The sequence below is a fragment of the Streptomyces sp. NTD91 genome (genome assembly GCF_059510455.1).
This window is the reverse complement of the sequence record NZ_JCAJZW010000029.1, coordinates 60,692-71,761: the sequence shown is the minus strand read 5'-3', so window position 1 is coordinate 71,761 and position 11,070 is coordinate 60,692. Positions and strand designations below refer to the sequence as shown.

7 protein-coding genes and 2 pseudogenes are annotated in these 11,070 nt (G+C 72.0%); 6 read left to right on the top strand and 3 right to left on the bottom strand.

All coding sequences use genetic code 11. From position 1 onward, the window contains the following. Positions 1-37: 37 nt before the first annotated feature. The gene (glgX, locus tag AC5WRT_RS26365; protein WP_496096400.1) at positions 38-2,149 is read right to left on the bottom strand and encodes a glycogen debranching protein GlgX; all 2,112 of its coding nucleotides are present in this window, start codon (positions 2,147-2,149) and stop codon (positions 38-40) included. A gap of 1,144 nt (positions 2,150-3,293) precedes the next feature. Between glgX and AC5WRT_RS26360 the strand changes: the two genes are divergently transcribed. The 4 genes and pseudogenes from AC5WRT_RS26360 to AC5WRT_RS26345 all read left to right on the top strand — a co-directional run. Then, a complete protein-coding gene (locus tag AC5WRT_RS26360) occupies positions 3,294-4,532 on the top strand; it encodes a DUF5919 domain-containing protein (RefSeq protein WP_496100652.1) in 1,239 nt (412 codons plus the stop codon). A gap of 103 nt (positions 4,533-4,635) precedes the next feature. Further along, positions 4,636-4,941: pseudogene (locus AC5WRT_RS26355) on the top strand (exonuclease domain-containing protein); the annotation flags it as partial. 62 nt (positions 4,942-5,003) lie between these two features. Further along, entirely contained in the window at positions 5,004-5,717 is a 714-nt protein-coding gene (locus tag AC5WRT_RS26350; protein ID WP_496096432.1) for a 3'-5' exonuclease, read from the top strand. A 184-nt stretch (positions 5,718-5,901) separates the two neighbouring features. Then, positions 5,902-6,021: pseudogene (locus AC5WRT_RS26345) on the top strand (3'-5' exonuclease); the annotation flags it as partial. An 85-nt stretch (positions 6,022-6,106) separates the two neighbouring features. On the opposite strand, the gene AC5WRT_RS26340 reads toward AC5WRT_RS26345, so the two are convergent. Together AC5WRT_RS26340 and AC5WRT_RS26335 are read right to left on the bottom strand one after the other, a co-directional pair. Continuing rightward, positions 6,107-6,970: a phosphotransferase enzyme family protein gene (locus AC5WRT_RS26340; protein WP_496096398.1), complete on the bottom strand. Its 864-nt coding sequence runs from the start codon at positions 6,968-6,970 to the stop codon at positions 6,107-6,109. A 294-nt stretch (positions 6,971-7,264) separates the two neighbouring features. Beyond that, the gene (locus AC5WRT_RS26335; RefSeq protein WP_496100651.1) at positions 7,265-9,514 is read right to left on the bottom strand and encodes an MMPL family transporter; all 2,250 of its coding nucleotides are present in this window, start codon (positions 9,512-9,514) and stop codon (positions 7,265-7,267) included. Between the two features lie 389 nt (positions 9,515-9,903). On the opposite strand from AC5WRT_RS26335, the gene AC5WRT_RS26330 reads away from it, so the two are divergent. Beyond that, complete coding sequence (locus AC5WRT_RS26330; protein WP_496096396.1) at positions 9,904-10,455, top strand: DUF1697 domain-containing protein; 552 nt, start codon at positions 9,904-9,906, stop codon at positions 10,453-10,455. 23 nt (positions 10,456-10,478) lie between these two features. Further along, positions 10,479-11,069: a sigma-70 family RNA polymerase sigma factor family protein gene (locus tag AC5WRT_RS26325; protein WP_496096395.1), complete on the top strand. Its 591-nt coding sequence runs from the start codon at positions 10,479-10,481 to the stop codon at positions 11,067-11,069. Position 11,070 lies beyond the last annotated feature (1 nt).

The window sequence follows — 11,070 nt, the reverse complement described above, 5'->3', positions numbered from 1 at the left end:
CGCCGCCCGCCGCCCGCCGCCCGCCGCCCGCCGCCCGCTACGCCGGCCGTTGCAGCACCGTCAGGCTGCGGTCGGGCAGGGTGAGCCGGTCGCCGGCCCCGACCTTCGTGCCGGATCCCGGCGGCACGCCGTCCGGATGGGCCGTGTCGACCACCACCTGCCACTGCCGGCCGTGGTCGACCGGCACCACGAAGTCCAGCGGCTGCGGGGAGGCGTTGAACATCAGCAGGAAGGAGTCGTCGGTGATGCGTTCCCCGCGCGGACCGGGCTCGGAGATCGCGTTGCCGTTGAGGAACACCGTCAGCGCGGACGCCCGAGCCGAGTCCCAGTCCCGCTGTGTCATCTCGGTGCCCTCCGGGGTGAACCAGGCGATGTCGGACAGTTCGTCGTGGGTGCCCTCCACCGGACGGCCGTGGAAGAACCGGCGCCGGCGCAGTACCGGGTGGTCCCGCCGCAGCCACACCATCGCGCGCGTGAACTCCAGCAGGTCGCCCTCCGAGGGTTCCGGCCAGTGCAGCCACGACAACTCGTTGTCCTGGCAGTACGCGTTGTTGTTGCCGCGCTGGGTGCGGGCGAACTCGTCTCCGTGGCCGATCATCGGCACGCCCTGGGACAGCATCAGCGTGGCGATGAAGTTCCGCATCTGCCGCCCGCGCAGCGCGAGCACGTCCGGATCGTCGGTCTCACCCTCCGCCCCGCAGTTCCAGGACCGGTTGTGGCTCTCGCCGTCCCGGTTCTCCTCGCCGTTGGCCGCGTTGTGCTTCTCGTTGTACGAGACCAGGTCGTGCAGGGTGAAGCCGTCGTGGCAGGTGACGAAGTTGATCGAGGCGAGCGGGCGGCGGCCGTCGTCCTGGTAGAGGTCCGAGGAGCCGGTCAGCCGCGAGGCGAACTCGGCGAGCGCCCGCGGCTCGCCCCGCCACAGGTCGCGCACCGTGTCCCGGTACTTGCCGTTCCACTCGGTCCACAGCGGCGGGAAATTGCCCACCTGATAGCCGCCCTCGCCCACGTCCCAGGGCTCGGCGATCAGCTTCACCTGCGAGACCACCGGGTCCTGCTGCACCAGGTCGAAGAACGACGACAGCCGGTCCACCTCGTGGAACTGCCGGGCCAGGGTCGCCGCGAGGTCGAACCGGAACCCGTCGACGTGCATCTCGGTGACCCAGTACCGCAGCGAGTCCATGATCAGCTGGAGGACGTGCGGGGACCGCATGAGCAGCGAGTTCCCGGTGCCCGTGGTGTCCATGTAGTAGCGCCGGTCGCCCGTGAGCCGGTAGTACGACGGGTTGTCGATGCCCTTGAAGGACAGCGTCGGGCCCAGATGGTTGCCCTCGGCGGTGTGGTTGTAGACGACGTCCAGGACGACCTCGATCCCGGCATCGTGCAACGCCCGGACCGCCGACTTGAACTCCAGCACCTGCTGCCCGCGGTCCCCCCAGGAGGCGTAGGCGTTGTGCGGGGCGAAGAACCCGATCGTGTTGTAGCCCCAGTAATTGCTCAGGCCCATGTCGGCCAGCCGGTGGTCGTTCACGAACTGGTGGACGGGCATCAGCTCCAGAGCCGTCACCCCGAGCTTGGTCAGGTGTTCGATCACGGCGGGATGCGCGAGCCCCGCGTACGTGCCGCGCAGTTCCTCCGGCAGCCCGGGATGACGCATGGTCAGGCCCTTGACGTGGGCCTCGTAGATCACGGTGTGGTGGTACTCGGTGCGCGGCGGCCGGTCGTCGCCCCAGTCGAAGTACGGGTTGATCACCACCGAGGCCATGGTGTGCGGGGCCGAGTCCAGGTCGTTGCGGCTGTCAGGCGCGCCGAAGTGATAGCCGTACACCTCCTCGCCCCACCGGACGGAGCCGCTGATCGCCTTGGCGTACGGGTCGAGCAGCAGCTTCGCGGAGTTGCAGCGCAGCCCGCGCCCGGGGTCGTACGGGCCGTGCACCCGGAACCCGTATCGCTGCCCGGGCATCACGCCCGGCACGTACGCGTGCCGCACGAACGCGTCGCTCTCGCGGAGTTCCACCGCCGTCTCCGAGCCGTCGTCGTGCAGCAGACACAGCTCTACTCGGTCCGCGGCCTCCGTGAAGACCGCGAAGTTGGTTCCGGCGCCGTCATAGGTGGCGCCGAGCGGATACGCCTCTCCAGGCCAGACCTGCATGGCTACGACTCTCCCAGGTGTACCGCCGCCCGGGGGCCGCGTTCGCCCCCGAGTCTCCCCGAATTGACGGAACCTCCCGTGTCTTCTTACCCGCCGACCAGCTCGCACGGCGACTCCTGTACCCGCTGTGGGCGGGCCGGTGCGGCGGCGTGCACTCCCGTGGGCCCGGGGAGGAGCAGGGGAGGGCGTGCATGCGGGGGCGACGGCGGGGTGAGTGGCGCTCGCTCAGGTGGGGGCGTGGCGACGGTCGCCGTCACCCTGCCGGACGGTCAGGAGGGCGGGAGGCGGCGGTACGCGGGTCGGCCCGGGCCCGGGTGAGGGGGCAGGTGCCCTCCGAGGGTTCTCGGGCCTGTCGTCACCTTCTTGTCCGCCCCGCGACGCCCGGCACGCTCCCCCACTGCCCCAAGGGCGTGGGAGGTGCCCCCGCTCGGCGCACCGGGCAAGGTCCGAGTACGTCCCGTACGAGGACTTCCGCCCGGCACGCCGAGCGCACGCACCACACGCCGCGGGGCCGTGCTCCCGGGGACGACGGGAAGGTGACGGCAGGCCGGGGGCACGGTCCGGATCCGCTGACCGACGACGGGAGGGACCGGCCGGGAGGACGGCCCTCGACCCGCAGCCGTCGGCCTCGGGCGGGAGCGTCGGTCCGGCCGGTACCGGCGGCCGCCGTCGCAGCCGGGCCGTCGGCCGTCCCCGCTCGGCGCGGTCCTCGGAGGCCGCCTCCGAGGAGGCCACCGGCAGTTCGCTCCCGGACCGGCTGCTGCCGAGCGGCGGCGTACACCACGCCGCACCGGCCGCCCGGCCCGCCCTCCTCGGCCCGTACGGTGTCAACCGGTGCGTCCGGCTGTTCACCACAAGGATCCGCACGAACGTCGGTCCCGGCCTCACGGCGGGGGCGAGGCGCAGCGGCCCCTGCCGGGTGCTCCGGAAGGGCTTCGTGCTCGCGCCTCGGGAGGTGACGGCTATGAATCCGCTCACTCCGCGTGACCCGCTGCGGCGGAACCGCCACTGGAGGCAGCTCAGTTGAGGAAAGCAGTTGAGAAACCGACCTGTCCATCCGGCTGCACCGCCCACCGCTCGCGGAGTACCCTTCCTTGATCGTTGAGACTGGGAGAGGCCCGGGGGAGCGGAAGGCGGTGCGCGGGTGGGCTCGGGAGGCCTGGAGCTGCCCCCAGGTGACGAGGGTCACGAGGGGAACTCCACAGACATCCCGCCCGGCGCGGTGTCCCTGGCCCGCCCGATGGACGCGGGTTCCATCGGGCCGGAGCTGGACTGGGACGCCGACGCCTGGCGCGAGGTGCGCACCCGCGCCCAGCGGGCCGGCCGGGCCTACATATGGCTGAACCTCGTCGAACAGCGGCTGCGCGCGGTCGTCGCCGCCGTGCTGCGTCCCGTCTACGAACCCGTCCACGGGGACGACTGGGTGGTGGCCGCGGCCGGCCCGGCCGGGCAGGAGTGGGTGCAGCGGGCGGTCGCCGTCCGTGAAGTCAGCCGGCGCAAGGGCTACTTGCTCGACCCGGCCGACGACAACGTGCTCAGCTTCCTGACCCTGCCGCAGCTGCGCGAGCTGATGGTGCAGCACTGGCCGTGCTTCGAGCCGTACTTCGACGAGCGCCGCGACCTCGAACTCGCCCTGGACGAGCTCGAGGTGACCCGCAACGTCGTCTCCCGCAACCGGGCGCTTTCCGGGGCGGTCCTCAGCCAGGCCGAGCGGGCCTCGGCCCGGCTGCTGGACGTGCTCGGCGCCGGCGGCGACGTGCCCTCCGCGCGCCGGCTACCCGTGGACGCGGTCGAGGACCTGGTCGGCGACCGGTACGCCGATGTCGTCGCCGTCCACTCCGACCGGGTACGGCTGCTGCGGCAGTTCCCGGCCGAGGACATCTTCGGCGGCGCCCGCCGGGTCGACGCCATCGGCATCGGCCTCAACCTGCTGGTGCAGAACTTCTCCGGCCGCCGTCTGGTCCGGCTCGCCGAGTCCGGCTGCCGGGTACGGCTGCTCTTCCTCAACCCGGCCTCCAGCTCGGTCAAGCGCCGCGAGCGCGAGCTCGGGATGAAACGGGGCGAACTGGGTCGGTCCGTCGAGATGAACATCCTGCACATGCGCCGGGTGCGTTCCCGGCTGCGCGACCCGGGCGCCTTCGAGATCCAGGTCTACGACGAGACACCGCGCTTCACCGCCTACCTCGTGGACGGCGACGGTGCCGACGGCATCGCCGTGGTGCAGTCCTATCTGCGCGGGGCGCGCGGGATGGAGTCGCCGGTGCTGGTGCTGCGCAACGGCAGCAAGCTGGTCAAGTCGGATGACACCGGTGAAGGGGGTCTCTTCCCGACATACCGTGAGGAGTTCGAACTGGCCTGGGTGGATTCGCGCCCGGTGTCCTGAACCGTCCACCGGGCGCAAGCGGAACGCGATCCTCTGATTGTCAGTGCCGCCTGCGATGGTGGAGGCCACTGGGGGAAAGCACCACCAAGAAGGGGGGCCGCCCATGGGCTGGCACCGGGAGCTGCTGATCGGCTTCGACCTGGAGACGACCGGGACCGATCCGCGCGAGGCGCGCATCGTCACCGGCGCGGTGATCGAGGTCAGGGCCGGTGAGCCCAGGGGCCGCAGGGAATGGCTGGCCGGTCCGGGCGTGGAGGTCCCGGCCGGCGCGGTGGCGGTGCACGGCGTCAGCACCGAGCGGGTCACGGCCGAGGGCCACCCGGCCGACCGGGTCGCCGAGTCCATCGCCGAGACCCTGGTGGGCTACTGCAGGACGGGCGTTCCGGTCGTCCCCTACAACGCCGCCTTTTGTCCACGCACATCGATAACGTCTCAGATGTCTCAGCCGGCAACGGTGAGCGGGGCCCGGTGATGAGCTGGACGAGTCGGCTCCTGGTGGCCTTCGACTTGGAGACCACAGGAACCGACATCGAAACCGACCGGATCGTCACTGCGGCGGTGGTGGCCGTGGACCCGGACGGGCGACCTCCGGAGCCACGGACCTGGCTGCTCGACCCCGGGGTGGTGATCCCGCAGCAGGCTTCGGCCATCCACGGCATCTCCACCGACCACGCCCGCGAGCACGGGATGGAGGCAGGGTCGGCGATCGAAGAGATCACCTCGGCCGTTGCCGAGGTGCTGAACTCGGGGACTCCGCTGGTGGTGATGAACGCGCGGTACGACCTCTCGCTCCTCGACCGCGAGTGCCGACGGCATGGGATAAGGCCACTCGGTGACCGATTGCGCGGAATCGCGTCGCCGGTCATCGACCCCTTGGTCCTGGACAAGCATGTGGATCGGTACAGGAAGGGGTCGCGGAATCTGCAGGCCCTTTGCGCGCACTACGGCGTGACGCTCGATGACGCGCACAACGCCGTCGCCGACGCGGTGGCCGCGGCACGTGCCGCGCGGTCCATGGGGGTCAAGCACACGGCCATAGGAGCGTTGACACTGGCGGACCTGCATGATCTTCAGATACGGGCGGCAGCCGAGCAGGCCGCGTCGCTACAGAAGTACCTTCGGCGTACGTCTGATCCGAAGGCGACTGTCGAGTCGGCCTGGCCCGTCATCCCGTACGTCGGCTGACGGCCTGGATCAATCAACGCTGCGACGAGCTGCGGGGCCTTGCCCCAGAGTGCGCTTCCAAGGCACGACGTGTGCGCCCTGGAGGCACGCTCACACGCCGCGGCGTTTCACGACGAGAACGGCGAGTGTGACCGTGATCAGCGGCCAGAGCGTGTACACGATCCAGGAGCCGGAGCCCGGATACGACCTCCATCACCGGCAGATCGAGTGGTACGCACAGTGGGCGGCGGACTTTCAGACATTCCTGCGGCGCAAGGGCGATGCGGGGGCTGTGGTGGACGGGGCATGGCCCCTGCGGGAACCGACGAGAGCCAGCCCGCCCAGGGCCGCGGACCGTTCTCGCCTCCGGCGGTCGTGCCTTGTCCGGCAGGAGGCCGGCCGGCCTACTGTCAGAACGGGTACCAGCGGACGGTCTCGTCGCCGTCCCGCAGCGACGCCACCCGGCGCCGGAACTCGGCCAGCGCCTTCGGACTGCTCGGCGCGTGCTGGGCCACCCAGGCGCAGCTCGCCGTCTCCCGGGCGCCGCGGAGCACCGCGCATCCCTCCCACTCCCGTACATCCCACCCGTACTCCCGGACGAACGACTCGTAGGCCTCGGCCGGCAGTCCGTACCGGTCGCGGGAGAGCGCCATGACCACCAGGTCGTGTTCGCGCAGATCGGCGGAGAAGGTCTCCAGGTCGACCAGGACCGGCCCGCCCGGTCCGACGTGCACATTGCGGGGCAGCGCGTCACCGTGGACGGGCCCCGGCGGCAGATGGGGCGTCAGCGCGGCCGCGTCCGCCGCGTACCCGTCCCGGCGCGCCCGGAGGTAGGCCGCGTCCTCGGGGTCGATCGCGCCCCCCGCCAGCCGCAGCCACCGCTCCACACCGCCCAGCAGCTCGCGGGGCGGCAAGGCGAAGGGAGGGGAGGGAAGCGCGTGCACCATGCGCAGCAGTGGGGCCAGATCACGCGGCTCGGCGGGCCGTACCGGCTGCGGCAGCCGGTGCCACACCGTCACCGGGTGCCCCTCGACCAGCCGCGGCTCCGGCTCGGCCGGCCGTACCGCCGGCACGCCTGCCTCGGCCAGCCAGCCGGCGATGTCCACCTCACGCCGGGCCCGCTCCAGCAGCTCGGCGTCACGGCCCACCTTCACCACGAGGTCACCGGCGGCGAACACCGCGTTCTCGCCGAGGGCGAGGAGAGCAGCGTCCCGGACCGGCCCCGGCAGCACCCCCGCCGCGGCCAGTACGTCCCGTGCCCCTGCCTCGTCCATCCCGCCGCCTCCGAAACCGTCCCGCCGCGCTGTGTGCCGTGCCCGGCCAGTCTCGCACTCACCCGGATCGGCCACGGCCACCGCAGCACGCCGAGGGGCGGGGGCTGTGCGGCCGGCCCGTCATACCCCGCGCCCGCGCATGGTCTGAAGGGCCCCGTCGGATGGGCGCCGCCCGGACCCCGCCGACGCTGCCGGGCGCCGAGGGGGCGCCGAGGGGGCGCGGAGGCCTGCGCGGTCGGCCCCACGCCCCCGCACCCGCGCACGGCCTCAACCGCCCCTCCGGGTGGGCGCCTCTCACACCGGCAGCCGCTCCTCCTCACGGGCCGGCCGGCCGGCACCCGCGTCCGGTGCCTCGTCATGCGTGAGATCGGGCAGGCGGCGCAGCCACTTCGGCAGGTACCAGTTGCGCTCGCCGAGCAGGGCCATCACGGCCGGCAGCAGCACACCGCGGATGACCGTCGCGTCGATGAGGACCGCCGCCGCCAGGCCGACGCCCATCTGCTTCATGGACTGCATCGACAGCGTGCCGAAGATGGCGAACACGGCGACCATGATGACCGCGGCGCTGGTGACGACGCCGGCCGTGGTGACCACGCCGTGCCGGATCGCGTCCTGCGTCGTACGGCCGCTCATCCGCGCCTCGCGGATCCGGGACACCACGAACACGTGGTAGTCCATCGACAGCCCGAACAGGATCACGAACAGGAACAGCGGCAGCCAGGTCACGATCGCGCCGACGCCCTGCGCGCCGACCAGCGAGGCGCCCCAGCCATGCTGGAAGACCGCGACGAGGATGCCGTAAGCGGCGCCCACGGACAGCAGGTTGAGCACGATCGAGGTGATCGCGACGGTCAGCGAGCGGAACGACAGCAGCATCAGCAGGAAGGCGAAGACGATCACGAACGCGAAGACCGGGACGACGGAACCGAGCAGCTGGTCGTTGAAGTCGTGGTTGCCGGCCACCTGCCCGGTGATCGGCGCCTGCACGCCGTCCACCTTGCCGAGCGTGGCGGGCCGCACCTCGTCGCGCAGCTTCTGAAGGCTCTTGACCGCCCGGTCCATGTCGGAGCCGCCGACCAGCGGCACGGAGACCACGGCGACGTTCTGCGCCTCGTGCAGCCGGATGTCGACCGGGCCGCGCGAGGCGCCCGAGGCGATCGCCCGCTGCCTGAAGTCGGCGAGGGCCTGCCGCACCTCGGGTGCGTCGATGTCCTTGGCCCTGACGACGACCTGGGCCGGCTCACTGCCACCCGGGAAGGCGTCGTTGATCCGGTTGTACGTCTGCACGATCGGCAGCGACTTGCCGAACTCCTGGTCCAGGGTGAGCTGCTGGGTCTTCATGCCGAGCGCGGGCGCCGCGACCGTCAGCAGCGCGCCGGCCGCCACGACGACCGACACCAGCGGCCTGGCCAGTACCGCGCGCAGCACGGCCGTCCAGACGCGGCTGCCCCCGCCCGCGGCCCGCTTGCCGTTCCGCCGGCTCAGGAACGGGATGCGGCCCTTCTCCACCCGCTCGCCGAGCAGCGACAGAAGCGCCGGCAGGACCGTCACCGACCCGACCATGGCGACCGCGACCACCATCAGCGAGGCGAGGCCCATGGCCTCGAACTCGGCGAGCCCGGTGAACAGCATGCCCGCCATCGCCACGCACACCGTGACCCCGGAGACGATGACCGCACGGCCGCTGGTGGCGGCGGCGATCCTGAGGGCCGTGCCCGCGTCCTTCCCGGCCTGCCGCTCCTCGCGCTCGCGGCGCAGATAGAACAGGCAGTAGTCGACGCCGACGGCCATACCGACCAGCAGCATCACGGAGTTGGCGGTGTCGCTCATCGGCTGCAGATGGCTGACGACGCCCATCAGACCCATCGTCGCCATGATCGCGGTGATCGCGAGGGCCACCGGCAGCAGCGCCGCCACCAGCGCCCCGAAGGCGATCAGCAGGATGCCGAGCGCCACCGGCACCGCGGAGTACTCGGCCTGCTTGAAGTCGTTCCCGAAGGCGTCCTTGTACTGCTTCTGCATGCTGGCGCTGCCGATCTCCTCGATCCGCAGCGAGTCGTGCGTCTTCTGGACCCCGGCGACGGCGTTCAGCACCGGCTCGATCCGGTCGACGGCCGTCTTGGCGTCCCCGCGCATGTCGAACTGCACCAGCACACTGCGGCCGTCGCGGGAGATGGTGCGGGTGTCGTACGGCGAGGTCACGGCCGTGACCTTCCCGGTGCCCTCGACGGCCTTCACCACGTCGGCGACGGCGGCCCTGAACTCGGCGCCGGTCGCCGTGGCGGAGGCGTCCTTGGACTGGATCAGGACCGTCTCACCGGCCGGTTCCTTGATCCCCGCGTCGTCGATGATCTGCGCGGCGGTGTGCGTCTCGCCCTTGAGCTGGTTGTTCTCGTCGACGTCGACCCGGCCCGCCGCCGACCCCAGCCCCATGGCCAGCACGACGAACAGCACCCATATGCCGACGGCCGCCCAGCGGTGCCGGGCGCTCCAGCCGCCGGCGCGGGCGGCCAGCCCCCGCACCGGCACGTCCCTTTTCCCCATCGCGGGTCTTCCCCCTCGTGTGCGGTGGCGACCCCCTGCCGCCACGTCCGGCTTGCTCCCTCCTGACGGTATGAGCCGCGCCGGCGCGGCTCGTCGTGCTGCCCGGTGAACTCGGCGGCCCGGGCGTCCGCACTGGGGAGGACCGCGGCCCCTTACACCTATCGGGGCTCCCCGAAGACAGCTCTCGGGGTTCCGCCCGCCGTGGGGCGTCCGTTCCGCCCCCCGGCAGGCGATGTGCGATGACAGAACCTTGTTGAACAGGTCACAGGTGCGTGTAGAGGTTGATACGGCGCCCGTCGATCGGCCAGAGTTTCGCGCAGCCCGCTCCGCGCGGGTCCGGCCGTCGTGCCCGCCCCCACGGGGCACGACGGCCCCTCTAGGCTGGCCGGATGACGACCTACGTGGCGCTGTTGCGCGGAATCAACGTCGGCGGCAGCAAGAAGGTGCCCATGGCCGACCTCCGCTCGCTGCTGAGCGGCCTCGGCCACACCGGCGTACGGACCCATCTGCAGAGCGGCCAGGCCGTGTTCACCACCGGCCACGGCGACGAGACCTCGCTCGCGGCGGAACTGAGCCGGGCGACCGAGGAGCGGTTCGGCTTCCCGGTCGACGTGATCGTGCGCGACCACGCCTATCTGAAGGCGGTCGCCGAGGCCTGCCCGTTCCCGGCCGCCGACCTCGCCCCCAAGCAACTGCACGTCACCTACTTCTCCGAACGGGTCGCCCCGGACCGGTTCGCGGAGATCGACCCCGCCGCCCATCTTCCGGAGGAGTTCCGCCTCGGCGACCGCTGCCTGTACCTGTACGCCCCGCAGGGCCTCGGCCGCTCCAGGCTCGCCGAGGCCCTCTCCCGCCGACCGGTGACCAAGGGCCTGATCGCCACGAGCAGGAACTGGAACACCGTGGTCAAGCTGGTCGAGCTGACCGCTTCGGCGGAGTGACGGTCCGCGGCCCGAGGAAGGCCGTGCGCGAGAGGGGTACCGCGGGGCACGACGAGCCCCGGGTCCGTGTGCGGTCGGCGCCGCTCCTCGTCTGTGCCGGCCGCGGCCACCGCGTCCAGCGGCGCGAGGTCGTCCGGGGTGAGGGCCCGCTCCACGTCCGACCTGCCCCAGCAGCCCCAGGGGCCGTCTCACCCGCCGCCGACGCCGTACGGCGGCGCCGGGCCGTCGAGGCGTTCCTGGCCGCCACCCGCGGCGGCGACTTCACGGCCCTGGTCGCCCTGCTCGACCCGGATGTGGTGCTGCACGCCGACGCGCTGGTCGTCCCCACGCCCGCGCCGATCACCGTGCGGGGCGCCGGGCCCGTGGCGCGGGGCGCGATGGCGGCCGTGGCACGCGCCCGGCTCGCCGCGATCGCCCTGCTCGACGGCGAGTTCGGCCTGGTCATGGCGGAACGGGGGCGGCCGCGCCTGGTCCTGGCCTTCGCCTTCGGCCCGGACGGCCGTATCACCCGCGTCGATGTCGTCGCGGAACCGGAACGTCTGCGCGGGACGGAGATCGCCGTGCCGGAACCGGGGTCCGCGGAGGCCGGAGCGCCCGACGAATTGGACTGGTGAA

Excerpts from the sequence above, each read along its gene's own strand:
- glgX (WP_496096400.1), bottom strand. The coding sequence starts at position 2,149 with ATGCAGGTCTGGCCTGGAGAGGCGTATCCGCTCGGCGCCACCTATGAC.
- AC5WRT_RS26330 (WP_496096396.1), top strand. The coding sequence starts at position 9,904 with ATGACGACCTACGTGGCGCTGTTGCGCGGAATCAACGTCGGCGGCAGC.
- AC5WRT_RS26340 (WP_496096398.1), bottom strand. The coding sequence starts at position 6,970 with ATGGACGAGGCAGGGGCACGGGACGTACTGGCCGCGGCGGGGGTGCTG.
- AC5WRT_RS26335 (WP_496100651.1), bottom strand. The coding sequence starts at position 9,514 with ATGGGGAAAAGGGACGTGCCGGTGCGGGGGCTGGCCGCCCGCGCCGGC.
- AC5WRT_RS26350 (WP_496096432.1), top strand. The coding sequence starts at position 5,004 with ATGAGCTGGACGAGTCGGCTCCTGGTGGCCTTCGACTTGGAGACCACA.